We start from the raw sequence: 23,408 nt of genomic DNA, 5'->3' as shown, positions 1-23,408 counted from the left end.
GACGTTGGCCGTGGATAATGGGCCAAGCAATTGCTTGGTTGACCGAGATGACACCTCGCGGGAGGCGGGCTTGCCACTACCCGGGAGGGTGTCAGTTCGTGGTAGCATCTGCCGAGGCCACCGTAACTGAAAACCTGATGAGGCGTTGCCGCAGCGGACGATGCTCCATCCCTTAAATAGGACGTACCATGGCAAATAACGGCCCGGATAGAGAACGGCAGATGCTGGGACTGTTCCTGGTTCCCGGGGTATACCTGCGGGTACTCGCGGAGACGGTGGGCAAACTCGGTCATAATGAACGCCAGCTCTATGACGGCTTGAGCTTCAGCGCGGATGACCTCAAGGCCAATAACAGCAGGGTCTTCGTAACGGATGCCATGGTGATGGCCGAGCGGGCGCTGAAACTGGCCGGACACCAGGGCCTGAGCTTCATGCTGGCGCGTGAATTGCGGGTCACCATTCACGGTACCCTGGGGCTGGCGGCCCTGACCAGTCCGACCATGGGCGAGGCCATCGATTCGGTGCGCCGTTACCTGCAGCTTCGGGTGCCCTTCCTGACCATGAACATCAACGATGCGGGTGATCGTGTCCTGGTCACCCTGCGCGCAGAATTCGATGTGCCGGGGCTCTACCACTTCCTGGCGGAAACCGTGGCAACCACGTTACTGATGCTGGCGGACCAGTTGATCGACCGTTCCAGTGCAGAAGAAATGGGCTTTCCGCTGACCAATGGCAAGATTCCTGGTATCAAAGTGCATCTGACCGGTCCGGAACCGGACTATTTTGCCCAGTTTGCGGATCAGTTGCCGGCGGACATCAGCTACCAGCAGCAGGAAGAAATGATTGTCTTTCCCAAGAAGCTGCTGGACGCGCGTATGCGCCTGGCGGATGCTGATGCCTCCAAGATGGCCCGCGACCAGTGCGAGTTCGAGCTGCAGAAAGCGCTCAAGGATCAGGGCGACATCACCTACGCGATCCGCAACATGCTGCACATCATGCCGGGCCCATTGCCCTCGCTAGAGACCATGGCCGAGCGCTTCTGTGTCTCATCGCGGACCCTGAAGCGGCGCTTGGCCGAAAAAGACACCACCTATCGGGAGATTGTGGAGCAGGTGCTCAAGGACCGTGCCATCCAGTTGCTGCGTTACACCAATCAGTCGGTGAGCGAGATCGCCTACGAGCTGGGCTATGCCGATCTGTCCAATTTCAGCCGGGCTTTCCGTAAGTGGACCGGTAAGTCTGCCAGTGAATTTCGCGAAGACGGCCCCGATCCCGCGCCGGAAATTGGGCCCTGAGCGGTTCTGCCGGAATCCTTCAGTTCTGCTACGTCATCAACGTTACACGGTCGGTTTATAAGGAGATGCAGATATGCAACAAGCGAATACCCACAGCAAAGTGTTGGGTTACCTGCTCTGGATTTTCGGGTTTCTCGGTTCTCACCGGTTCTACTACGGCAAGCCGGTAACCGGAACCATCTGGTTCTTTACACTGGGCCTGTTTTTTATTGGCTGGATTATTGACCTGTTCCTGATCCCTTCGATGGACCGCGAGGCTGACATGCGATTCCAGGCCGGAGGTACCAGTTACAACATCAGCTGGTTGCTGCTGACCTTCCTGGGGGTGTTTGGTGTGCACCGGATGTACATGGGTAAATGGATCACGGGTATTATTTATCTGTTTACCGGCGGCCTGTTCCTGATCGGGGTGCTCTACGATTTCTGGACCCTCAACGACCAGATCTCGATGAAGAACCGCGAGCAGTCTGGTTACTGAATGCCTTGCTTCCTCCGGCCCCGGGTGTCATGACACTCGGGGCTCTTGATTCCGCTCAAGCCCATTGTTTCACTCAGGGCTCCTTGGTTTCGCTCAGGGCTGCAACCCCGCAGCCTGCTCCAGTTCCGTGAGGCCGTCTTCCAGGTAGTCCAGCAGCCGTTGCAGGCTGGGCAGGGTGCGGCGACAACCGATCAGCCCGAACTCGATCTGGTCACAATAACTGGTCAGCGTCATGTTCAGCGCCATCCGGTCCATCGCGATGGACACCGGATACATCCCTTCCAACTTCGCGCCATTCCAGTAGCACGGTTCCTGGGGGCCGGGTACATTGGAAATCACCACGTTGAACGTCTGCCATTTCGGCGCCATCCCGGTCAGCAGGTGGAAGCCGGCCGGTGCCAGGGTCAGCGCGGTGTAATTGATGATTTCCTCAGAGGTCATGTTGGCGTAACGCTCTTTGGCCTCGTTTACCTCCAGATGAATATGGCGAAGGCGATCGGCTGCGTCGCTCAGATGCGTGCCCAGGCCCGCGAGGATCATGCCCACCTGATTGCCCTCGGTGCTGTCGTCCTTACGGAGGGATACCGGCACCATGGCCACCAGGGATTTATCCGGCAACGCGTTCTGGCTCAGCAGATAGCTGCGCAGGGCGCTGGCGCACATTGCCATCACCACATCGTTGACGGTGGCACCAAAGGCGGCGCCGACATCCTTGATGCGGCTGAGGTTGTATGACTGTGCGGCAAAACGCCGGGAACCGGTGACCTTCTGGTTCAGGATGCAGCGGGGAGCGTGAAAGATCGAGTCGTATTCCGGATTGCGGCGTGCCTCATTGATGGTACGCAGCAGTTCCCGTGCCACCGTTGGTACCGTGCCCAGCTGTTTGCCGGATTCGCCCAGCAGGTGCGACAGATTATTCATCAGCGAGGGCCGGGGCCGGTCTTCTTGGTGCTGTCGGGCAGGCAGGTTCCAGATCGGCGGCATGTCGCGCTGGTCGGGATCAGACGACATCATCCGCTTCATCATTCGCATGGCAGATACGCCATCCACCAGGGCGTGGTGGACCTTGGTATAGACGGCAAAGCGCCGGTCCTGCAAGCCCTCAATCAGGTGGAACTCCCATAATGGTCGTTCCCGGTCCATCAGGTGACTGTGCTCGGCAGACACGAAGGCCAGCAGCTCACGGATGCGCCCGGGCGTGGGCAACGCTTCAAAACGGAAGTGGTGCTCAAGGTCGAACTGGTGGTCTTCGGTCCAGTAGCTTTGTCCCAGCCGACTGGTCAGACGCTGATTAAACGGTGCCGTAATGGCGGTTTGCTGCTGTAACTGATCGGCCAGTTGCGCAACGTAGTCATCGGGGGCACCTTCGGGAAACGAGAACAGCTGAAGTCCGCCAACGTGCATCGGTTGTTGACGTTTTTCGAGCCACAGAAACAACTGGTCGGCCGGGCTGAGCAGCTTCAAGGGCTGGTCCTCTTGAGATTGTCATTATTGGATGTTTTCCCGATGGTACTGTAATTACTGGAGAACGGAAGTGGCAATGCAAACTTGCGCGGTTGCCGAAAGGGTCAGTGACCGGAGTCCGGTCGGCGGAGTCTTTACTGAACGGATATACTGCAATCATTGCCATCAATACTGTGGTCATAGCGATTGGAGATGTTATGAGATACCCCGCCCATCACAAAGCCGAAACCCATAAGCAGCTGGTGGCCTCAGCCGGTGCCCTGGTCAAGACCGCAGGTTTCGGTACGACCGGCGTGGACGCCCTGATGCGGTCGGTGGGATTGACCGGTGGGGCTTTCTACGGCCATTTCAGGTCCAAGACGCAGTTGTTCCGGGAAATCATTGCCAGCGAACTGGACAATACCCGGCAGCGTCTGCAGAAGCTTGCGGGCCGGGCTGCCGGTAAGGCGCGTTATAAGGCGATGGTCAATGACTATTTTAGTCGTTGGCACCTGGATCATCCTGAGGATGGTTGCCCGTTGCCGGGGCTTAGCAGTGAAGTCGCCCGCGCGGGTGATGATGTGAAGCAGGCCTATGAACACGGCCTGAAAGAGCTTCATGTGATCCTGACCGAGGAGCTTGGTGATGACGCCAGAGCCTGGGCGGTCATCGCTCTGGGTGTCGGTGCTGTGAGCATCGGGCGAGCACTGGCCTCGACGGAATTGCAGGAGGAATTGTTGAATGCATGCCGTCAGTTGGCCGGGGAACAGGCCCGGGACTGATTTGCGGGTTGTCGCCTGAACTGGCCCGTAACGCCAAAGGCGATGGCGGGATAAATGGCTTATGATCGTTAACTAAATGATCGTTTAGTTATTGTTGGAATGTCCGCACCCGTTCGCGGGTTGTTCACCAGGAGAGAACGCCATGATCACCAGCCGCACCGATACTACCGCCTGCATCCTGTGTTCCCGTAACTGCGGGTTGAGTGTGGAGGTTGAAGGATCACACCTGAAGAAAATCCGGGGTGACAAGGCTCATCCGCTGACCCACGGCTATATCTGTCAGAAAGCGGCACGCCTGGAGCATTACCAGAATCACGACGATCGTCTGACCAGCCCGATGCAACGCCAGCCCGATGGATCGTTCAAGCCGGTCAGTTGGGACGAGGCGCTGGAGGACATTGCCCAGCGCCTGACGGTCATTCGCGAACGTCACGGGGGCGATGCCTTCGCCTTTTTGGGCGGTGGCGGTCAGGGCAACCATTTAGGAGGGGCCTACAGCCGGCAGTTGCTGACGGCGATGAAGAGCCGCTACAGCTACAATTCCCTGGGCCAGGAGAAGACCGGGGATTTCTGGGTGAATGGCCGGCTGTTTGGCAGCCAGACCTGCCACACCACCGAAGATGTGGAACATGCGGATTTTGTGTTGTTCATCGGGACCAACCCGTTTCAGGCTCACGGTATCCCTAATGCCCGGGATACCCTGAAACATCTCCAGAAGGACCCCGGTCGCACCATGGTTGTGATCGACCCACGGCGCTCGGAGACCGCCAGGATGGCCGACATCCATCTGCAATTGCGGCCCGGTACCGACAGTTACCTGATGAGCGCCATGCTCGCCATTATCGTGAGTGAAGGCCTTCATGACCGGGCGTTCCTGAGCCGCCGATGCCTGGGGTTTGAACAGGTCGAACAGGCACTGCTGGCGATCCCGGTGGCAGACTATGCTGAACGGGCGGACATTCCCCTGGCCCAGCTGCAGGCGGTGGCACGGGGCTTCGCCAAGGCCCACACCGCCTGTGTAAGGATCGATCTTGGCATCCAGCAGACACTGCACACCACCCTGAACGGCTATCTGGAAAAGCTGTTGTATTTGATGACCGGCAATTTCGGCATCCGTGGCGGGAACAACCTGCACAGTTTCCTGTTGCCCATCCTGGGGCACACCGACGAGCGCAAGCCCAAGTTCAAGCGTACGGCGCATCATGGGATGTTTCCCATTGCCGGGATCTACCCGCCAAACATTCTGCCGGATGAGATTCTCCACGAAGGCGAAAACCGGATTCGGGCGGTATTTGTCGACAGTGCCAACCCCTTGGTCACCTGGACCGACACGGGTGCCTACGAGAAAGCGTTTGCTGCCCTTGAACTCAGTGTGGTGGTGGACGTGACCATGACCGAAACCGCCCGGGCTGCCGATTATGTGTTACCGGCGTCGTCCCAGTTCGAGAAATGGGAGGCCACCGGCTTTAACCTTGAATTCCCTGTAAATGGCTTCCACCTGCGCCATCCCTTGCTCCCAGCCCGGGAAGGCACGTTGCCCGAGCCGGAAATTTACACCCGGCTACTGGAAAAGATGGGCGTGCTACCGGCGAGTTTCCCCAAACTGGAACGGATCGCCCGCATAGAAGGCGGCCGGGGCTATCACCTTGGGTTCATGGCGGCGTTTGCCGGGGCCCTGGCGAAGAATCGCCATTGGGTGCCTTATGCCGCCTCTATTCTCTATCGTACTCTGGGGCAGACCCTGCCTGACAGCGCCGCAGCAACTGCACCCCTGTTACCGCTGGCGATCGCCTATGCCCAGAAGCACTACGCTGCAGTCAAACGCGCCGGTCACAAGGGTAACCGGATAACTCTGGGGACCAACCTGTTCCGGGCGATTCTCGATGGCCGATCCGGGGTTCTGCTCAGTGAACACGAATTTGACGATCTGTGGACCTTCATTGCCCATAAGGATGGTCGTATTCATCTGGCCATTCCCGAAATGCTGGATGAACTTAAGGACCTTGGCGTCGAATCGCATGCCAATACGGATTATCCGTTTGTATTGATGGCGGGTGAGCGGCGCAGTTACAACGCCAACCAGATCTACCGGGACCCGGCCTGGCGCAAGGTGGACCCACACGGCGCGATGAGGATACACCCCGGGGATGCGGAATCCCTGGGTGTGATCAGCGGTGACCGGATTCAGTGCCGTTCGCCCTGGGGCTGCATTGAAGCGGTTGTGGATGTGGATGACAGCGTCCGTGCCGGCATGGTGACCCTGCCTCACGGTTATGGCATGCGCTTTCGGAATGAGGGGCCCATTGGGCCGGAGCTGAACCGTCTGACCAGCCTGGACTACTGTGACCCCCTGTCCCGCACTCCGTTCCACAAGCACGTGCCGGTTCAGTTGGAAAAAGTGATCAAGAGGGGAACGGACGAAGAAACTGCGGGTGAGGAGGCCTCCGCCGGCGCTACAGGTTGAGGCGCTCCGGGCAACTGGGCGATCAATCGCCTGGGGGCTGACAGGAGGGCCGTCCAGTGGCGGCCCTCCTTAAACGGCTCAGGAATCAGGCGATTTCTTTGACCTGACTCTTGACGGGTACTTCCAGCACCACGTTGTTGCCATCGAGGAGTACCGGGTAGGTTGGCACCTGCACGGCATCATCTTCCAGGCAGACTCCGGTTTCCAGGTTGAAATGCTGCTTGTACAGCGGTGAGGCCACCACCGGCTGACCTTTAAGGTCGCCGGTGATGCCTCGAGCCAGTACGTTGGAGCCACTGAACGGGTCGGTGTGGCCGATGGCGAACAGGCACGGGATGCGGTTGGGCAGATAGAAGATCGCTACCGGGCCATCCGCGGTCCAGACCGCAATACCGGATTCCGCGATCAGGTCATCGACGCTGCACACACTTTGCCACTGGGTCTTGTTGCTCATCTTGATTTCCTCCTCAGGCGGTTTCGATGACAGGACGACGCTGGCCGCGCTCCTGAGTCCACTGTTGTACGGGGTCCTTGCGTTCGTCATTGACGAACTCGCGGAAGCGCTTGCGCTTCTCGGGGTCTTCCACGGCGGTCTTCCACTCGCACTGGTAGGTGTCAATCACGGTCTGCATGTGCGCATCCAGCTCTTCGCCGATACCCAGGTTGTCCTCCAGTACCACCTTCTTGAGGTAGTCGAGACCACCTTCCAGGTTTTCCAGCCAGACGCTGGTGCGTTGCAGACGGTCGGCGGTGCGGACGTAGAACATCAGCACGCGGTCAATGGCGCGGATAAGTTCCTCATCACTGAGGTCGGTGGCGAACAGATCGGCATGGCGTGGACGCATACCGCCGTTACCGCAGACATACAGGTTCCAGCCTTTGTCGGTGGCGATCACGCCAATGTCCTTGCTCTGGGCCTCGGCACACTCACGGGTACAGCCTGACACCGCCATTTTCAGTTTGTGAGGGGAGCGCAGACCCTTGTAACGGTCTTCCAGAAGGATCGCCATGCCGACGCTGTCCTGCACGCCGTAGCGGCACCAGGTGCTGCCAACACAGGATTTTACGGTCCGCAGTGATTTGCCGTAGGCGTGGCCGGTCTCGAAGCCGGCGGCGATCAGCTTTTCCCAGATTTCCGGCAGTTGACTGAGGGTGGCGCCAAACAGGTCGATGCGCTGACCTCCGGTGATCTTGGTGTACAGGTCGTATTCCTTGGCCACTTCGCCCAGCACAATCAGTTTGTCGGGGGTGATCTCACCGCCGGGAACCCGTGGCACGATCGAGTAGGTCCCGTTCTTCTGCATGTTGGCCATGAAGGTGTCGTTGGTGTCCTGCAGGGCAACGTGGTCGGTGGCGAGAATGTGCTCGTTCCACACCGTCGCCAGGATGGAGCCCACCGCCGGTTTGCAGATATCGCAACCGTGGCCCTTGCCATGGTCATGGATCAGCTGGTGGAAGGTGCGGATGCCGTTGACCTTGACCAGGTGGAACAGCTCCTGACGGCTGTACGGGAAGTGTTCACAGATGTCCTTGCTGACTTCCACACCGCGTTTTTCCAGTTCGCAGTCGACCACATTCTTCAGCAGCGCGGCACAGCCACCACAACCGGTGCTGGCCTTGGTCTCACCCTTGACACTGCCGAGGTCGCAGCAGCCGGCATCGATAACGCCGCAGATGTCGCCTTTGGTAACGTTGTGACAGGAACAGATGGACGCCGTGTCTGGGAGGGCATCCGGGCCCAGCGCCGGGGCGCCGCCTTCGGATTCCGGCAGGATCAACGCCTCCGGGTTGGCCGGCAGCTCGATGCCGTTGAGCGCGTACTGCAGCAGGGTGTCGTAGGGGCCGTTGTCGCCCACAAGGATAGCGCCGAGCAGCTTCTTGCCGTCCTCGCTGATGACCATGCGGCGGTAAACGCCGTTGGCACCGTCGTTGAACTGGATGTTGCGGGCACCCGGGGTCTGGCCATGGGCATCTCCGATGGAGCCGACGTCAACCCCCAGCAGCTTCAGCTTGGTGCTCATGTCGGCACCGGTGAAGGCCGCTTCACTGTCGCCGTTAAGGGCGCCGGACAGGGTGCGGGCCATGGTGTAACCCGGGGCAACCAGACCGAAGATACGGCCGTCCCACAGGGCGCACTCGCCGATGGCGTGGATGTGCGGGTCGGACGTGGTGCACTGGTTGTTGATGACGATGCCGCCACGCTCGCCGATGTCCAGGCCGGAACTGCGGGCCAGGGCGTCCTGAGGGCGGATACCGGCAGAGAATACGATCAGGTCGGTTTCCAGATGCGTGTCATCGCTGAAGTTCATGCGCAGGCGGCACTCGTCACCCTCGACAATCGCGGTGGTGGCCTTTTCGGTGTGTACCTGCACGCCGAGTTCTTCAATCTTGCGACGCAGCAGACCGCCGCCGTCGGCGTCGAGCTGCACGGGCATCAGCCGTGGCGCGAATTCCACCACATGGGCTTCCAGACCCAGACTCTTGAGCGCGTTGGCCGCTTCCAGGCCCAGCAGGCCACCGCCGACCACCACGCCAACCTTGCCGCCTTCGGCGCTGGCGCGGATCTGGTCGAGATCATCCAGGGTGCGATAGACCAGGCAGTCCGGACCGTTGTTGCCTTCAATGGGAGGCACAAACGGGAAGGAGCCGGTGGCCAGTACCAGTTCATCGTAGGGGTAGCTGCCCTTGGGGGTGATGACCTGCTGGTTGTCACGGTCAATCTCGCTGACCTGTTCGTCCAGGTGCAGGTCGATGTTTTTGTCGGCATACCACTGGGCGGTGCCCATGGCGAGGTCGGCATGGGTAGAGCCGGTGAAATATTCAGACAGGTGAACCCGGTCGTAGGCCAACAGAGGTTCCTCACCGAAGACCACAACATTGAACGCGGCGGCAGCTTCGGATTCGACGAACTGTTCAAGGAAGTGGTGGCCGACCATGCCGTTACCAACCACTATCAGATTTTTCTTGCTCATGGTGTTTCCTCTCATCTCATCAAGTCCGGGCTCGGTTCATGCTGCCGCGTTGCAGTAATCTTTCCCGAATGCCAGGTTGGCCCGGTATTGCGTAATATCGTCCGCGTGACGGATGCGCTCGTGGTACCAGGGGCCGTCACTGGTTTCGCCGAACAGAACGGCTCCAGTGAGGCGCTGATCACGGATCATCAGCCGGCAGTAACGGTTGGTTTCATAGTCTTGCCAGACCACAGACTCGGTACGGTCGTCCGCTTCGGTCTGGCCACTGGAAAAAATAGGGATGCCACTGATCTTGAGCCGGGTCGCGAGGACCGAGGGCTCAAAGCAGGCGTTGCTGTCTTTCTCGCTGAGCACCCGGGCCAGTACGTCGGCCTGTTCGTAGCCCGGCTCCACCAGACCGAAGGTCTCTTTACCGAGCTGGCAGCATTCGCCCAGGGCGTAAATGTCGGGGTCGCTGGTCTGCATCTGGCCGTTGACCTGAATGCCGCGGTCACAGTCGAGGCCGGCGTCTCGGCCCAGTTCCGCATTGGGGGTGATCCCTGCAGCGACCACCACCAGATCGGTGCTGATCAGGGTTTCGTCTGCCAGTTGCACGGCCCGCAACTGTTGCTTGCCCAGCAGTGACAGGGGGGAGGTCCCGGTGCGGACATTAAGCCCACGCTCCTGCAGGGCTTGCTCCAGCAGGCTGCCGCCGACCCGGTCGAGCTGGCGATTCAGCAGGTGGCTGCTGCGGTGCAGTACCGTTACCGACATGCCCCGGCAGCGCAGGCCTTCGGCCGCCTCAAGACCCAGAAAGCCGCCTCCGATGACCACCGCACGGCGGTATTTCTGGCTGAGTTCAATCAGGGTGCGGGTGTCGCGCAGGTCGCGGAAACCGACCACGCCATTAAGGTCTTCCCCGGGCAGGCCGAGGCGGGCGGAACGGGAGCCGGTGGCAATGACCAGTTTGCCGTAAGCCTCTCGATGACCGCTGGCGGTGATGACCTCCCGGTTCTCCCGGTCGATCCGCGCCACCGGGTCGCCGTGGCGGCGTTCAATGCCGTGGCGCTGGAACCAGTCGTCCGGTTTCAGGGTCAGGCTGTCTTCTTTGGCATCCCCGGCCAGCAGGGACGACAGCTGAATGCGGTTATAGGCAGGGGCGGGCTCGCCGCTGAGCACCACAATTCGCGAGAACGCTGGCTTCGGCTGCGCACACAACCGCTCCAGCAGACGCTGGGCGACCATGCCATGACCACAGATAACCAGGGTATTGTTCATCGTTTTCCGCCCCAAATAAAAAAGCCGGAGTACCCCATCTCCCTCACGGAAGAATCGGTAGTCCGGCAACATTGCCAACAACGAAGATTGGATGGCCCGTCCGGCTCCGGCCGGGTGACCCCATCCTGATTTAATTAAAGCGAGAAGCGTGCCAACCTGTGTATTCCCTTAAAAACGCGGGTTCGTGCCGCGCTCAGGAAAATTTCCCGGCGCCTGGCTGCCCTGCTCTGGTTCGTTTGCACCAGGTTGGGGCGATGCGGAGGTGCCGGCGCCGGGATCAGGGAACTCAGGCAATGGCCCGTTGTTGTGGCTGGTCGTTGACCTCGCGGTCTGTGGGCACGGTGGCCGGGGTATGGGCCTCGACCTCGGCGTTGCTGTCGGTGCTGGCCTCGGTGGCCGTGCTGGCGGGTTCTGACTTGCCCGGGAAGGTCTGCTTCTCATACAGGAAGGACAGCACCGCCTGGCGGCAGTGGACATAGGTCGGGTCATCGGCCAGGGCCACCCGGTTCCGGGGCCGGGGCAGATCCACGTGCAGTTCCTCGCCGACGCTGGCGGCTGGGCCATTGGTCATCATGACAATGCGATCGGACAGCAGCACGGCTTCATCCACGTCGTGGGTGATCATGATGACGGTGCTGTTGAGATCCTGCTGAATGGCCATCAGTGCGTCCTGCAGGTGGGCCCGGGTCAGTGCATCGAGGGCGCCGAAGGGTTCGTCCATCAGCAGCACGCTGGGTTTCATGGACAGCGCCCGGGCGATGCCAACTCGCTGAGCCATGCCCCCGGAAATCTCTCCCGGACGCTTGTCGATGGCGTGCTGCATGTTGACCAGCGTCAGGTTATGCAGGATCCAGTCGCGCTTCTCTTTTTTGCTCATGGTCTTGCGGAATACCTGGTTGACCGCCAGTTCGACGTTTTCGTACACCGTCAGCCAGGGCATCAGCGCGTGGTGTTGGAACACCACGGCACGCTCCGGCCCCGGGGTGTTCACCTCGTGGCCGTCCAGCACGCAGCCGCCGCGGGTTGCCTGCAACAGCCCGGCGACGATGTTCAGTACCGTGGACTTGCCGCAGCCGGAGTGGCCGATCAGCGAGACAAACTCGCCCTTGCGGATTTTCAGGTTGACGTTGTCCAGGGCCAGAAACTGCCCCTTGGGGGTATCGAAGGCCATGTCGACGCCGGTCAGTTCAAGATGTGGCTTGTTCATAATGGGTTCCTCGCTTACGCAACGGGCAGTGGATTATTCGTTCCAGGCAACTTTCTTCTGGATCAGCAGCATGAGGCGATCCAGCAGGAAGCCGATGAAGCCAATGGCCAGCACGGCCACCATGATGCGGCTCAGCGACTGGCTGCTGCCGTTCTGGAACTCATCCCAGACAAACTTGCCGAGGCCCGGGTTCTGGGCCAGCATCTCGGCCGCAATGAGCACCATCCAGGCGATCCCCAGGGACACCCGCAACCCGGTAAAGATCATCGGCACCGACGAGGGCAACACGACCTTGCGGGTGTGGGTCCAGAACGACAGCCGCAGTACCCGTGAAACATTGACCAGGTCGGGGTCCACGGCGGCCACGCCGAAACTGGTATTGATCAGCGTTGGCCACAGGCTGCACAAGGTGACGGTGATCATCGAGGTCAGGAAGGCTTTCTCGAACATCGGGTCATCGCTGACGTACGTCGCCGAGACGACCATGGTCACCAGCGGCAGCCAGGCCAGCGGCGATACCGGTTTGAAGATCTGGATCAGCGGATTGATGGCCGCCGCGAAATAACGGTTGAGGCCCACCAGCACCCCCAGGGGCACGGCGATCACCGTGGCCAGCAGAAAGCCGGACAACACGGTGACCAGGCTGGTGCCGATCTGGTCAAAGAAGGTGGGCGCCCCGGGATAGGGGCGGATGGTGACCTCGGCGTCGGGGTTGCTGGCCAGGATGCGGGCGTTACGGGCTTCCTGCATCTCTACGAAGCGGTCTGCCCGTTCCCGTTCACTGGCGTGTTCCTGCCAGAGCTGGCCAGCCTGTTCCCAGACATCGGTCGGCGCCGGAAAGCTGCCCAGTGAGGTGTCGACCTTGGGTGCGGTCAATTGCCAGAACACCAGGAACAGGGCGATGCCAATGATCGGTAGCAACAGATTGCGGCTGCTTCGGGCCAGCGCCCCTGGAGACAGGTAGTCCGTCAGGGTGTTCAGCCAGCGCGGTGCTGGCGCCGGGTTCTGTGACTGGGTGATGGTGCTCATCTCAAGCCTCCGGTACGTGCGTTCGGATTAAGGGGTGTCCTGGCCTTTCAGGCCAATGGCGAAACTGTCGATGTAGGCGTTGGGTGTCCGTGGGGTGAAAGGCACGCCATCAATCAGCTCGCCCTGCTCGGGACGTTCAAAGTTTTCAGCGCCCAGCTCCGGGAAGTCCTCGGCACTCATCAGACCGTCATCGATCAGCGACTGTGCGGCTGCTTCGTAGATGTCAGTGCGATAAACCTTGCGGGCGGTTTCCATGTACCAGTTGTCGGGCTTGGCTTCGGGGATCTGGCCCCAGCGGCGCATCTGGGTCAGGTACCAGATGGCGTCAGACGGGTACGGGTAGGTGGCGTAGTAGCGGAAGAACACATTGAAGTCCGGCACCGGGCGTACGTCGTCCTTCTCGTATTCGAAGGTGCCGGTCATGGAGTTGGCAATGACCTGGGCATCAGCGCCGACATAGTTGGGACGGGACAGGATCTGCACGGCCTCCTCCCGGTTGGCGTTATTGTTCTCGTCCAGCCAGTAGGCGGCACGGATCAGGGCACGCAACAGGTGTAAGTGGGTGTTGGGGTATTTCTCGGCCCACTGCTCGGTCACCCCAAAGACCTTTTCCGGGTTATTGGGCCAGATTTCGTAGTCGGTGATGACCGGTACGCCGATGCCCTTGGCCACCGCCTGCTGGTTCCACGGTTCACCCACGCAGTAACCTTTGATGGTGCCGGCCTCAAGCGTGGCGGGCATCTGTGGGGGCGGAGTCACTGACAGGTGCACGTCGGCCTGCAGGGTGCCGCTGGTGTCGCCACTTTGGGGGGCATAGTACCCGGGGTTCAGGCCGCCGGCAGCAAGCCAGTACCGCAATTCATAGTTGTGGGTGGAGACCGGGAATACCATGCCCATGGGGAAGCGCTCGCCGCGTTCGCTGTAGGCATCGACGACCGGCTTCAGAGCGGCGGCACTGATCGGATGCTGAGGGCTGCCGTCGGCCTGGTTGGGGATGTGCTCCCGCATGTCTTCCCAGACATCGTTAGAGACGGTGATGCCGTTGCCGTTGAGGTCCATGCTGAAGGCCGTGATGATGTCGGCCTGGGTGCCATAGCCGATGGTTGCGCCCAGTGGTTGTCCGGCCAGCATATGGGCGCCGTCCAGTTCGCCGGTGATTACCCGGTCCAGCAGCACTTTCCAGTTAGCCTGGGCCTCGAGTTCCACGAACAGGCCTTCATCCAGGAAGTAGCCCTGTTCCCAGGCAACCGCCAGCGGCGCCATGTCGGTCAGCTTGATAAAACCGAGCTTGAGATCCGGCTTCTCCGGCTCGCCGAGGGCGGCCAGCGCCGGTGCGGTCAGCCAACTGGCACAGGCCAGGGTCAATGCGATAAACGGCTTCTTTGTCATAACTCTCTCCCTTGAGGGTTCTTGAATCAAAAAACAGTGCCTGAAAACAAAAAAGGCGCGGGTCTTCCGAGAGGAAGACGGGCGCCTATGCCAAAGCTGGAACACATTGTGGGTCGGCTGACGAATCAGCTGACAGGTTGTTCAGTGAACGTTTCTATGATTCGTATTGCAGAGTCCGTGCCAGTTATTAAAATTCTTTAAAAACAGAGGTTTAATATGGGTGTAGGGGAGTTTTCAGGGAAGGTCGGCGGTGTGGGTGCACAACTTTGAATCCGGCGCCTCACCACGGCGCACGAGTGGCGGGGTTACCACTCGTGGAGTTGATCGCCGATCAGGCTGTCGCTGGATACATTGACCGGGCCATGGCGACCGGTCAGGGTGAACGGCAGGCGATGACGGCCTTCGGTTTTGCCATCAACAAGGGGGGTGTCGATGCCGAAGGTGTCGGCGGCCTGGCGGTAAAGCTCGGGCAGGATCACTGACTTCACGGTGTCGATCGACAATGCGCCGAGCTGCCCGTGGCATTCCAGCCGGGTGGCCAGCCAGTGGGCCTGGGACAGCCAGGGGAAGTTGGCTGAGTTACGGAAAAAATGCTGGTGCAGATTGGGGTGGAACAGACTGCACGGGTGGTGATCCAGATTGGCGATCTGGCTGCCTAGGTACTCCGGGCGTGCCAGTACCTGACGCAGATCAGTGTGGTTGGCCGGGTTATCGAGCCAGCGGCAGGCACCGAGCAGGGCCCGGATCAGCCGCAGGTGTATTTCCGGATGCTGCTCGGCCCAGTCGGCACGCATGCCCAGTACCTTTTCCGGGGCGTTCTGCCAGATCTGGTGGCCGGAATGAAGGATGCGACCGAGGCCGTTGAGCTCCAGCACGCTGTTCCAGGGCTCGCCCACGCAGCAACCTTCGACCGCGCCAGCGCGGAAGGCATCGACCATCTGCACCGGTGATACCGGGATGATTTGTACGTCTTCGGAGCTTACCTGGCCGGTCGAGTTGAGCCAGTCACGCAATTGCAAGTCGTGGCTGGACCAGGGGGCCACCGATGCCAGACGGATCGGGCGGCCGCGTTCACGGGCCAGCTGGAGCAGGTGTTGGGCTGAGGCCAACGGGTTGTCTTCACTGGCACCCCGGGCCTTGAGCTGATCATACAGTTTACTGGCGAGGGTAATACCGTTGCCATTGCGGCTTAGGACCATACCGGTGACCACCGGAGTGGTTGGCTGGCCTTGGCTCAACGACATGGTCAGGGGCATGGGCGCGAGCATCTGGGCACCGTCGATCAGACCAAAACTGACCTTGTCACGGACCGACGCCCAGGCGCCTTCACGAACCAGCTCGACGTGCAGTCCCTCGCCATCAAACAGGCCCAGTTCCTGGGCCATGATCAGCGGAGCGCTGTCGAGCAGTGGCACAAACCCCAGCCGAACCTGGAAGGTGGGTAGTTTGTGCAGCGGAATGGCGGCTACCGGGCGTGAATCAGACATCGCAAGGGGCTCCCTCAGGATGCCTGTTTCAGGTTCCGGCTGGCGATGGCGGTGCGGCCGGCATCATCTGCCAGAATGTCGATAACCCTCTGGGCAATCACCGACAGCCGTTCGCTGTGGTCCATCGCCGACTTGCGCAGCACCTGGTAGGCCGCATCTTCATCGCAGCCTTCGCGCTTCATGATCAGGCCCTTGGCCCGTTCAATCAGTTTACGGTCTTCCAGGGCGGTACGGGTTTCGGCAAGTTCCGCGCGCAAAGCCTGGAACGATTCAAACTGTGCCACCGCAGAGTCGATGATGGCGCGTACCCGATCCGGCTGGAGGCCGTCCATGACGTAGGCGCTGACCCCGGCGTGCAGGGCCGCCTTGATGGTTTCGCGGTCGACCGGTTCGTTGGCGCAGAACACAATGGGTCTTGGTGCGTGCTCGTTCAGGGTGCTCATGTTTTCGAGAGTGTCACGATCGGGCAGGTCCATATCAATGATAACCATGTCCGGTTCATCCCGGGCGACGGCAGCGGTCAGGCCGGTGGCGTCCGGACGCTGGCTGATCACCTCATGCCCCTCCAGTTCAAGCGCCTTTTTGACCAGGCTGGCGCGATCGCTGTCCTTATCAATAAGGAGAATGCGGAGTGGGTCGATTGAAGTCATGACGGTATTCCTCTGAAAACGGTGCTGTACGTGCGCGTTGAGCTTAGTGCGGTTACACCCAGCAAATAGTCTGCCAATCGATGTTTTTTCTTTGCTGGCGCTGCGTTGGAGCGCAATTTTGTAACCTGGCGTGCGCGTCTGGTGGGCGGCTGTGTGCCCTGAAGCTGTGCAATTCTGGTGCATGGCGCACCAAATTGAAGAGCTGAACGCCTTGTCAGCGCGGTATTTAGGGGCTAAGTGGCTGTTATACGGTGGGTGGCCCTGTTATTGCTTGGTAAGCGTTATACATTCATTCAAGCGAATAGCTGTCCGGCAACGAAGTCCGATTGTTCGCCCGAGGTTCCCGGTAGCTGGGGCCAGGGTCGTACAGCGGACTTTTTTTATGCCCGACCGAATCTCAGGAGAACCCGTGACGGTGATTACCACGGACTCATGTCGTACCACCTGCCCCTACTGTGGCGTAGGTTGTGGTGTCTTGGCCAAGGGCGGAGACACCCCGTCAGTGGCTGGCGACCAGACCCACCCGGCCAATCTGGGCCGGCTCTGTGTCAAGGGCGCCAACCTGCATGAAACGACCGATAGCCGTGACCGGCTGCTGGCACCCAAAGTCGCCGGTCGCCAGGTGTCCTGGACCGACGCCCTGGGGGCCACCGCTGAGGCAATCCGGCGTGCCGTCGCCGAGCATGGGCCCGGTTCAGTGGCGTTTTATCTGTCCGGTCAGTTGCTGACGGAGGATTACTACATCGCCAACAAGCTGGCCAAGGGTTTCATTGGGACACCGCACGTCGATACCAACTCGCGACTGTGCATGTCTTCGGCGGTGGCTGCCCATAAACGGGCCTTCGGCGCTGATGCGGTTCCCGGCTGTTACGAGGATCTGGAGCTGGCGGACCTGCTGGTACTGGTGGGCAGCAATGCTGCCTGGAACCATCCGGTGCTGTATCAGCGCATGAAGGCGGCCGCACGCGATGGCCGGCGGGTGGTGGTGATCGACCCCCGTCGCACGGCGACGTCTGAGCTGGCGGATTTACACCTGCTGTTGCGTCCGGGCACGGATACCGTGCTGTTCAATGGTCTGTTGGTGTGGCTGGCGGATCATCATGGCGTTGATCAGGACTACCTGGATCGCCACTGTGATGGTTTTGACGCGGCACTGGCGGCCGCGCGGGTGGCGGCACCGGACCTGGCCAGCGTGGCCAGTCAGTGCGATCTGGCGGAAGCCGATGTTGAGACCTTCTACCGCTGGTACCTGGAAACTCCGCGCACGGTGACCGGATTTTCCCAGGGGGCAAACCAGTCTGTGGCGGGTACCGACAAGGGCAATGCCATCATTAACTGCCATCTGGCCACCGGTCGGGTCGGTCGGCCTGGGGCGAGTCCGTTCTCACTCACCGGCCAGCCCAACGCCATGGGTGGTCGTGAAGTCGGGGGCCTGGCCAATACCCTGGCGGCCCATATGGACTATCACAACCCCGATGACCGGGCTCTGGTTGCTGACTTCTGGGGCAGTGACCGGGTACCCGATGGCCCGGGCCTGAAAGCGGTGGACATGTTCAACGCCATTCACCGGGGTGACATCAAGGTGCTGTGGGTGATGGCGACCAACCCCGCCGTCAGCCTGCCCGACACCGCGCTGGTACGGGAAGCCCTTCAGCGTTGTCCAACGGTGATTGTGTCCGATTGCATGGCCGATACCGATACCGCGGCGTTTGCCGATATTCTGCTGCCGGCGGCAGGTTGGGGCGAGAAGGACGGTACCGTGACCAATTCTGAGCGACGGATTTCCCGTCAGCGCCGGTTCCTGCCACTGGCAGGCGAAGCCCGTCCGGACTGGTGGATCATGGCCTCCGTGGCGCGAGAGCTCGGCTATGGGGATGCCTTCGCCTATCAACGGCCCGCAGATATTTTCCGGGAACACGCGGCCCTGTCGGCCTTCGGTAACGAGGGCCAGCGAGTGTTCAACCTCGGTGGCCTGACGCAGCTGGATGATCAGGCCTATGATGCCCTGCAACCAATCCAGTGGCCGGTGCTCAGTCGCGACGATGGCGGGCGTTCGCGACTGTTTGGTGATGGTGGTTTCTGTCACCCCAATGGTCGTGCCCGGCTGATCGCCATCGACACCGTATTGCCGGTCACCCGGCCGGACGAAAAACAGCCGCTGGTGGTCAACACCGGTCGTATCCGTGATCAGTGGCATACCATGACCCGCACCGCCAAGGCGGCACGTCTGCTGCAGCATCGTTCGGAACCGTTCATCGATGTTCACCCCCAGGATCTGCTGCGTTTTGGTGTCCGCGATCAGGGGCTGGCGGTGCTGGACAACCAGGGCCAGCAATTTGTCGGCCGGGTTCGCAGTGCCGAAGGCCAGCGTCCGGGGGAAGTGTTCGTGCCGATCCACTGGAGCCAGCGCTTTACCGGCGCCGGGCTGGCGTCAGCGTTGACCTCCCGGGTGACCGACCCGCTGTCGGGCCAGCCGGAATCCAAACACGGGACCGCAAGCCTTCGACCGTTTGCCGCCCGCTGGCACGCGCGTTTGCTGTGCCGCCAGGATCGCCCCCGGCGCTGGCGCGCTGACTACTGGAGTTACGTCCCACTGGCGGACTGTGACAGCTGGTGGCTGGCTGGTGAGTCGCTGATGGACTGGGCCAGCGAGGCTGACTACTGGTTGGGGGGCATGCCACAGCTGGTCATGAGCGATCCCGCCCAGGGCATGTTCCGGGCGGCGCGGATTGTTGATGGCCGGCTTGAGGCGATGATTCTGGTTGACCGGGAGGTCAGCCGGTTACCGGATCTGGCCTGGCTGGAAAGTTGCTTCGGGCAGGACACCCTGAGTGAGCGGGATCGGCGGGCTCTGTTGGCCGCGCGTGACTGTGAAGGCGAGGATGTGGGGCCGATCGTGTGCAGCTGCTTCCAGGTCGGCCAGTATCAGATCGAGGCGGCTATTGCCGCCGGCGCGACCTCTGTGGGCACATTGGGCCAGCAGCTGCGCTGCGGCAGCAACTGCGGCTCCTGCATTCCCGAACTCAAGGCGCTGGTGGAATCCTCCGTCGTTGCTGCCGAGTCCTAGTGCCCGTTTAGGCGCTCTCTTCCTCGCGGCGCAGCATGGTCAGTGGTACCCGGTAACGGAGCTGACCGTGCAGTGCCGGGCAGGCAACGGTGCAGGTTTTGCGGTTGACCCGCAGAATATGCCCGACCCGGTGGCCCTGTCCCTCCCCAAAGTAAACCTTGTCGCCAACCTGCCAGTGCGCCCGGGCAGATGCCGGATCAGGCATCTCCAGGCGCTGGTCTGACAGCGGCAGCCCCTGCCGTTGAGCCCGCTCTGCCAGATAGGACTGTACTCTCTCCCCATACCCCTGTGCGTGCAGGTTGTCGAGGATGCTGTAGAAATGGCGGTTATGGACTGATCCGCGGAACCGCTTGCCGTCCAACTGTTGCAACAGGTGGGCAAATTCGTGGCAGCAGGTGTGGGCGAGCAGGTTGAGCGGGGAGATCGTGCCGGCAAAGTAGCGGCGCCGGCTGATTTCCCGGGTCGACAGCCACGCTGCGGCAGAGGCCCCTTGCTGCTTGGCCTCGATCATGCGGACGCCGTAGGTAATCTGGTGCAGGCTATGGCGCGGATCGTAGCGGTGGTAGGTGGCCTGACCGTGCCCTACCCGGCACTGTAGCTGGTTGTCGCTGCGGTTGGTGGCGAGGGGCCAGAGTATCTGGCGAGTGGCGTCGCACAGCAATTCGCCAAGTTGGCGGTGGGGGGACAGACTCAGGGACATGGGCAACCGGTTACCAGAGCGACGTTGATCGGTGACTCCATGATAGCCGTCCGGCGACGAACAAAAAAGGCGCCCGTTGGGGCGCCTCTGATGATCAGGCCGGGATCAGGCCTCGATCGGCGAACGCCAGTCATCGGCACCGGAGGTACCCGCGACGGCATGCTCCCAGGTCACCTTGCGGTAGGCCAGAGACACTTCAACCAACTGGGTGAAGTCAGACTTGGCCGGATCCTGACAGTGCGGCATGTTGCAGTCGATATTGATGATGGTGGCATCCTCCAGGATGGTGGAGAAAAAGTGTTCCTGCTTGCCCTCGACAGAGGTGCGGTACCACTTCAGTTCCACCCGCGGCAGCATTTCACCAGAGGCCAGGGCGTTGTACATCAGTGGCGTGGCTTTGTTCAGCGCGGCGGTGAAGCGGAACGGCTTGTGAACACGCTGACCGGAAGGCTGGCCAGACTGAGGGTCGGTCGGCACGGTGACCACGTGATTGAATTCCTGAACCAGGATTTCGTTTTCGTGGCCTTCGACGTAGATGTTACCGACGGAATCGGAAGTAAAGGCGCCAGCGGTGATGTTGCCCTGTGTCTGGCCTTCAATGCTGATATAACAAGGAGTTGGCATAGTCTGCTCCGTGACTGTGATGAATTGGGTATGTCCTTGCGGGTGCTCCCTGGACGCCAAATCTATAACAAAGTCCATGCCAGTCATAAAAAGTTATTTTATATCATAAAGATAGGGAATTTTCAGGGTCCCCATGTCGATTGTTCGAGCAATAACTTGCAGAGTTAGGGCGAGAGATTGCTGAGCGGGCAAATTCTTGCCCGCTCAGCGCAGGTGGAACCGAACCGGCAGGGTGAAGCTGAAGCGGGTACCGCTCATGTCGTCGGGAATGGCGGGCAGCGGTGCTGCCGCCTTCAGCAGATCCAGCGCCGCCTGATCCAGCAGGTTGTAGCCGGACCCTTCTTCTAGCCGCCAGTCCACCAGTGTACCGCTGCGATCAAAACTGAAACGGACGACGGGTGTGCCTTCTTGTCCTAAACGCTGGGCTCGCCTGGGGTAAACAAAATGCCTGCCAAGATGGCGCATCAGTTGGCTGAGGTAGGTATCGGTGGCGGTCGACTGGCCGCTGTTCAGTGGCACCGCCGTCGGTGCCGGTTGGACCTCCGTTGTTGCTGTGGTGGCGGCCACAGGTGTTGACGGGTCAGGCACGGGCGGTTGTGGGTCTGCCGCTGACAAGGCAGGTTCTGGAACTGAAGAGGCTGGTTCTATGGCCACGGTCTCGGGTTTTGCCGCCGCCGGTTCCGGCGTCCGAACCACAGGCTCTGGCGGCACCGGGTCTGGCTGCGGTGGCTGCGGGGTTGCCTCGGTCTGCGGTTCCGCGGTAACGGCAGGCTCCGCCGGCTGAGACTGTGCCGGAGCCAGGGTCAGGCGAATGGCGGGCGCCATGGAGGTGGTATCCATGACCCCCGGCGGTTGCAGTAAGGGCGCCTGCGGCAAGGCCAGGGCGATGACCATGGCCGCCAGCGCCATCGCCGGGACAACCAGAATACGACGGTGCAACGGGGTCATGATGCCGGCTCCGTGAGCAGCAGAACCTGTTGATAGCCTTCCTGCTCGAGTTTTTGCAGCAGCGCTTCCAGATCGGCCATGGAAATCTCGCCAGCTGCGGCGACGCGTAAGGGCTGGCTGGTATCCGGAGGCGGCAGCAGGCGGCTCAGGGTCGTGGCCGTGACAGTCTGGTTATCCGCCAGCCAGCGGCCGTCGGCCTGAACGACCAGGTCGGCGGTGGGGGCTTGCCGGTCTTGCTCGGCCTGTGCGGCGGGAAGCTCAGGCAGCGGGGTCTCTGCCAGCTTCCCCGCCACGATGAAGAACATGAGCAGCAAGAATACCAGGTTGATAAGCGGTAGCAGGCTGTCTTCCACACGGTCCAGCAGGGTTTTTTGGCTGCCAGGGCGATCGTCCAGGAGAGGGGTCATTGCTCGCGTCGTTGTTCCGGTGCGGGTTCGCGGCGCCAGTGTACGCTGATGCCGGCGCTCTCCAGGGTGCTGAGAGTACGGGTGAAATCGGTCAGCGGGGTTTCGGCCGCTGTGCCGAGGTTGATGTCGTCACTGCCCTGCCGCTGCAGCTGCTGGATCAGGGCTGGCAGCTGCCACTCCTGCTGCTGCCAGCGCAGCTGCCCGCTGGCGTTCAGCTGCAGCTCCGGCCGTGTGGTGCCGCCACTGGCGTCCCCTTCAGGAACACGACTGTCGAGCTCAAGGAACCCGGTGGGCAGCAGATGGCTGGTAAGCATGAAAAACACCAGCAGAATGAAGACGACATCGATCAACGGTGTGATGCGGATCGGTAATGGCCGTGGCGGCCGTGGCTCAACCAGCTGCATGGGCGAATGCCGCCTCGCTGGGCGCTGGCCGTGCTTCAGCGCGGGCGACCGCGGGTCGGGCTGATGGCTGGGTGATGAACTCCGGCTCGGGCTCGGATTCAGGGGCGATCAGCTCGTCTGAGCGTTGTGGCAGTTCGGGGCCCAATACGCTGACCAGCGCGGCGTTGACCAGGCTGTTTAGCCGCCGCAGGCGAAAGTCCGCCCAGGCCGCCAGCGCCGCAAACGGGATGGCCAGAACCAAACCTGCTGCGGTTGTCGTCAGGGCCTCATAGATGCCACCGCTGAGCTGGCTGGCACTGGCCTGGCCGCTGCTGGTGGCCATGGCGCTGAACGAACCCATCATGCCCAGAACGGTGCCGAGCAGGCCCAGCAGCGGAGCCAGTGCGGCGACCACTTCCAGCACTTTGAGCGGCGCCTCAAACGGTTCCAGGGCGGCACGGGCATCCCGTGCCAGGGTCTCCCTGAGGGTATCCGGAGCCTGTCGGGTCAGGCGCCCGTTCATGGCGTTGGCGATCAGCGTACGTAGCGGATTCTGGCGTGCAAGCCAGTTGACCGGTTGCTGTACGCGGGTGACGCAGTCCGCGTGGGGACGATCTTGCCAGTCAGCCAGCGCCCGCTTCAGGGACCGGGACTGTCGGGGCGCGTAAATGACCGCCGCCAGCAGCAGATAGAAAAAGGCAACCAGACCGATCACCGCCAGTGCCAGCAACACCACAAGGACCGGGCCTCCCATGGTGATCAGCTGTTGCAGGGGGGCGGTGTAGGCATCCGCTGGCGTAGACATGGAGAACTCCGATTAGTGAGA

At 61.1% G+C, this 23,408-nt stretch carries 20 protein-coding genes; 5 read left to right on the top strand and 15 right to left on the bottom strand.

What is annotated here, in order from left to right; translation table 11 throughout:
- The first annotated feature begins 188 nt into the window (after nt 1-188).
- Both BLV11_RS15340 and BLV11_RS15335 read left to right on the top strand, forming a co-directional pair.
- Entirely contained in the window at nt 189-1,295 is a 1,107-nt protein-coding gene (locus BLV11_RS15340) for a helix-turn-helix domain-containing protein (RefSeq protein ID WP_091816492.1), read from the top strand.
- Nucleotides 1,296-1,368: 73 nt separating this feature from the next.
- Nucleotides 1,369-1,773 carry an NINE protein gene (locus BLV11_RS15335; RefSeq protein WP_091816488.1) on the top strand — a complete coding sequence of 135 codons (405 nt, stop codon included), beginning with the start codon at nt 1,369-1,371 and terminating at the stop codon, nt 1,771-1,773.
- Between the two features lie 93 nt (nt 1,774-1,866).
- Here the strand turns inward: BLV11_RS15335 and BLV11_RS15330 are convergent, their stop codons facing one another.
- Nucleotides 1,867-3,237, bottom strand: a complete 1,371-nt coding sequence (locus tag BLV11_RS15330; protein ID WP_091816485.1) for a WS/DGAT/MGAT family O-acyltransferase — start codon at nt 3,235-3,237, stop codon at nt 1,867-1,869.
- A 197-nt stretch (nt 3,238-3,434) separates the two neighbouring features.
- Between BLV11_RS15330 and BLV11_RS15325 the strand changes: the two genes are divergently transcribed.
- Together BLV11_RS15325 and BLV11_RS15320 are read left to right on the top strand one after the other, a co-directional pair.
- The gene (locus tag BLV11_RS15325) at nt 3,435-3,998 is read left to right on the top strand and encodes a TetR/AcrR family transcriptional regulator (protein ID WP_091816481.1); all 564 of its coding nucleotides are present in this window, start codon (nt 3,435-3,437) and stop codon (nt 3,996-3,998) included.
- A gap of 142 nt (nt 3,999-4,140) precedes the next feature.
- Nucleotides 4,141-6,462: a molybdopterin-dependent oxidoreductase gene (locus BLV11_RS15320; protein WP_091816478.1), complete on the top strand. Its 2,322-nt coding sequence runs from the start codon at nt 4,141-4,143 to the stop codon at nt 6,460-6,462.
- 85 nt (nt 6,463-6,547) lie between these two features.
- Here the strand turns inward: BLV11_RS15320 and nirD are convergent, their stop codons facing one another.
- The 8 genes from nirD to BLV11_RS15280 all read right to left on the bottom strand — a co-directional run bounded on the left by nirD (nt 6,548) and on the right by BLV11_RS15280 (nt 16,453).
- The gene (nirD, locus tag BLV11_RS15315) at nt 6,548-6,916 is read right to left on the bottom strand and encodes a nitrite reductase small subunit NirD (protein ID WP_091816474.1); all 369 of its coding nucleotides are present in this window, start codon (nt 6,914-6,916) and stop codon (nt 6,548-6,550) included.
- Nucleotides 6,917-6,929: 13 nt separating this feature from the next.
- Complete coding sequence (gene nirB / locus BLV11_RS15310; protein WP_091816471.1) at nt 6,930-9,434, bottom strand: nitrite reductase large subunit NirB; 2,505 nt, start codon at nt 9,432-9,434, stop codon at nt 6,930-6,932.
- Nucleotides 9,435-9,470: 36 nt separating this feature from the next.
- Nucleotides 9,471-10,691: an NAD(P)/FAD-dependent oxidoreductase gene (locus BLV11_RS15305; RefSeq protein WP_091816589.1), complete on the bottom strand. Its 1,221-nt coding sequence runs from the start codon at nt 10,689-10,691 to the stop codon at nt 9,471-9,473.
- Nucleotides 10,692-10,977: 286 nt separating this feature from the next.
- Nucleotides 10,978-11,898 carry an ABC transporter ATP-binding protein gene (locus BLV11_RS15300; RefSeq protein WP_091816468.1) on the bottom strand — a complete coding sequence of 307 codons (921 nt, stop codon included), beginning with the start codon at nt 11,896-11,898 and terminating at the stop codon, nt 10,978-10,980.
- 33 nt (nt 11,899-11,931) lie between these two features.
- Nucleotides 11,932-12,927 (bottom strand): ABC transporter permease, encoded by a 996-nt coding sequence (locus tag BLV11_RS15295; protein ID WP_091816465.1) that lies wholly within the window; start codon nt 12,925-12,927, stop codon nt 11,932-11,934.
- Nucleotides 12,928-12,954: 27 nt separating this feature from the next.
- Nucleotides 12,955-14,316 (bottom strand): CmpA/NrtA family ABC transporter substrate-binding protein, encoded by a 1,362-nt coding sequence (locus BLV11_RS15290; protein WP_091816462.1) that lies wholly within the window; start codon nt 14,314-14,316, stop codon nt 12,955-12,957.
- Between the two features lie 305 nt (nt 14,317-14,621).
- The gene (locus BLV11_RS15285; RefSeq protein WP_091816459.1) at nt 14,622-15,803 is read right to left on the bottom strand and encodes a CmpA/NrtA family ABC transporter substrate-binding protein; all 1,182 of its coding nucleotides are present in this window, start codon (nt 15,801-15,803) and stop codon (nt 14,622-14,624) included.
- Between the two features lie 14 nt (nt 15,804-15,817).
- A complete protein-coding gene (locus BLV11_RS15280; RefSeq protein WP_091816456.1) occupies nt 15,818-16,453 on the bottom strand; it encodes an ANTAR domain-containing response regulator in 636 nt (211 codons plus the stop codon).
- A 382-nt stretch (nt 16,454-16,835) separates the two neighbouring features.
- On the opposite strand from BLV11_RS15280, the gene BLV11_RS15275 reads away from it, so the two are divergent.
- Nucleotides 16,836-19,520: a nitrate reductase gene (locus tag BLV11_RS15275; protein ID WP_091816453.1), complete on the top strand. Its 2,685-nt coding sequence runs from the start codon at nt 16,836-16,838 to the stop codon at nt 19,518-19,520.
- A 7-nt stretch (nt 19,521-19,527) separates the two neighbouring features.
- On the opposite strand, the gene BLV11_RS15270 is transcribed toward BLV11_RS15275, so the two are convergent.
- The 6 genes from BLV11_RS15270 to BLV11_RS15245 form a co-directional block, all read right to left on the bottom strand.
- The gene (locus BLV11_RS15270; protein WP_091816449.1) at nt 19,528-20,220 is read right to left on the bottom strand and encodes a hypothetical protein; all 693 of its coding nucleotides are present in this window, start codon (nt 20,218-20,220) and stop codon (nt 19,528-19,530) included.
- 105 nt (nt 20,221-20,325) lie between these two features.
- Nucleotides 20,326-20,844 carry an Hcp family type VI secretion system effector gene (locus tag BLV11_RS15265; protein WP_091816445.1) on the bottom strand — a complete coding sequence of 173 codons (519 nt, stop codon included), beginning with the start codon at nt 20,842-20,844 and terminating at the stop codon, nt 20,326-20,328.
- A 204-nt stretch (nt 20,845-21,048) separates the two neighbouring features.
- Nucleotides 21,049-21,792: a TonB family protein gene (locus BLV11_RS15260; RefSeq protein WP_091816442.1), complete on the bottom strand. Its 744-nt coding sequence runs from the start codon at nt 21,790-21,792 to the stop codon at nt 21,049-21,051.
- Nucleotides 21,789-22,199 carry an ExbD/TolR family protein gene (locus BLV11_RS15255; RefSeq protein ID WP_091816437.1) on the bottom strand — a complete coding sequence of 137 codons (411 nt, stop codon included), beginning with the start codon at nt 22,197-22,199 and terminating at the stop codon, nt 21,789-21,791. The genes BLV11_RS15260 and BLV11_RS15255 overlap by 4 nt, the downstream gene beginning before the upstream one ends.
- The gene (locus BLV11_RS15250; RefSeq protein ID WP_091816433.1) at nt 22,196-22,603 is read right to left on the bottom strand and encodes an ExbD/TolR family protein; all 408 of its coding nucleotides are present in this window, start codon (nt 22,601-22,603) and stop codon (nt 22,196-22,198) included. Before BLV11_RS15250 ends, BLV11_RS15255 begins: the two co-directional genes overlap by 4 nt.
- On the bottom strand, nt 22,590-23,387 hold the full coding sequence (locus BLV11_RS15245; protein WP_091816430.1) for a MotA/TolQ/ExbB proton channel family protein: 798 nt from the start codon (nt 23,385-23,387) through the stop codon (nt 22,590-22,592). Before BLV11_RS15245 ends, BLV11_RS15250 begins: the two co-directional genes overlap by 14 nt.
- Nucleotides 23,388-23,408 lie beyond the last annotated feature (21 nt).

The sequence above is a fragment of the Marinobacter mobilis genome, from assembly GCF_900106945.1.
Classification (GTDB): Bacteria; Pseudomonadota; Gammaproteobacteria; order Pseudomonadales; family Oleiphilaceae; genus Marinobacter; species Marinobacter mobilis.
Note: the sequence above shows the minus strand (reverse complement) of the source record. Positions and strands in the feature narration are given on the sequence as shown.

Excerpts from the sequence above, each read along its gene's own strand:
- nirB (WP_091816471.1), bottom strand. The coding sequence starts at position 9,434 with ATGAGCAAGAAAAATCTGATAGTGGTTGGTAACGGCATGGTCGGCCAC.
- BLV11_RS15265 (WP_091816445.1), bottom strand. The coding sequence starts at position 20,844 with ATGCCAACTCCTTGTTATATCAGCATTGAAGGCCAGACACAGGGCAAC.
- BLV11_RS15320 (WP_091816478.1), top strand. The coding sequence starts at position 4,141 with ATGATCACCAGCCGCACCGATACTACCGCCTGCATCCTGTGTTCCCGT.
- nirD (WP_091816474.1), bottom strand. The coding sequence starts at position 6,916 with ATGAGCAACAAGACCCAGTGGCAAAGTGTGTGCAGCGTCGATGACCTG.
- BLV11_RS15300 (WP_091816468.1), bottom strand. The coding sequence starts at position 11,898 with ATGAACAAGCCACATCTTGAACTGACCGGCGTCGACATGGCCTTCGAT.
- BLV11_RS15325 (WP_091816481.1), top strand. The coding sequence starts at position 3,435 with ATGAGATACCCCGCCCATCACAAAGCCGAAACCCATAAGCAGCTGGTG.
- BLV11_RS15260 (WP_091816442.1), bottom strand. The coding sequence starts at position 21,792 with ATGACCCCGTTGCACCGTCGTATTCTGGTTGTCCCGGCGATGGCGCTG.
- BLV11_RS15275 (WP_091816453.1), top strand. The coding sequence starts at position 16,836 with ATGCCCGACCGAATCTCAGGAGAACCCGTGACGGTGATTACCACGGAC.
- BLV11_RS15250 (WP_091816433.1), bottom strand. The coding sequence starts at position 22,603 with ATGCAGCTGGTTGAGCCACGGCCGCCACGGCCATTACCGATCCGCATC.
- BLV11_RS15255 (WP_091816437.1), bottom strand. The coding sequence starts at position 22,199 with ATGACCCCTCTCCTGGACGATCGCCCTGGCAGCCAAAAAACCCTGCTG.
- BLV11_RS15305 (WP_091816589.1), bottom strand. The coding sequence starts at position 10,691 with ATGAACAATACCCTGGTTATCTGTGGTCATGGCATGGTCGCCCAGCGT.
- BLV11_RS15290 (WP_091816462.1), bottom strand. The coding sequence starts at position 14,316 with ATGACAAAGAAGCCGTTTATCGCATTGACCCTGGCCTGTGCCAGTTGG.
- BLV11_RS15295 (WP_091816465.1), bottom strand. The coding sequence starts at position 12,927 with ATGAGCACCATCACCCAGTCACAGAACCCGGCGCCAGCACCGCGCTGG.
- BLV11_RS15335 (WP_091816488.1), top strand. The coding sequence starts at position 1,369 with ATGCAACAAGCGAATACCCACAGCAAAGTGTTGGGTTACCTGCTCTGG.
- BLV11_RS15270 (WP_091816449.1), bottom strand. The coding sequence starts at position 20,220 with ATGTCCCTGAGTCTGTCCCCCCACCGCCAACTTGGCGAATTGCTGTGC.
- BLV11_RS15340 (WP_091816492.1), top strand. The coding sequence starts at position 189 with ATGGCAAATAACGGCCCGGATAGAGAACGGCAGATGCTGGGACTGTTC.
- BLV11_RS15245 (WP_091816430.1), bottom strand. The coding sequence starts at position 23,387 with ATGTCTACGCCAGCGGATGCCTACACCGCCCCCCTGCAACAGCTGATC.
- BLV11_RS15285 (WP_091816459.1), bottom strand. The coding sequence starts at position 15,803 with ATGTCTGATTCACGCCCGGTAGCCGCCATTCCGCTGCACAAACTACCC.
- BLV11_RS15280 (WP_091816456.1), bottom strand. The coding sequence starts at position 16,453 with ATGACTTCAATCGACCCACTCCGCATTCTCCTTATTGATAAGGACAGC.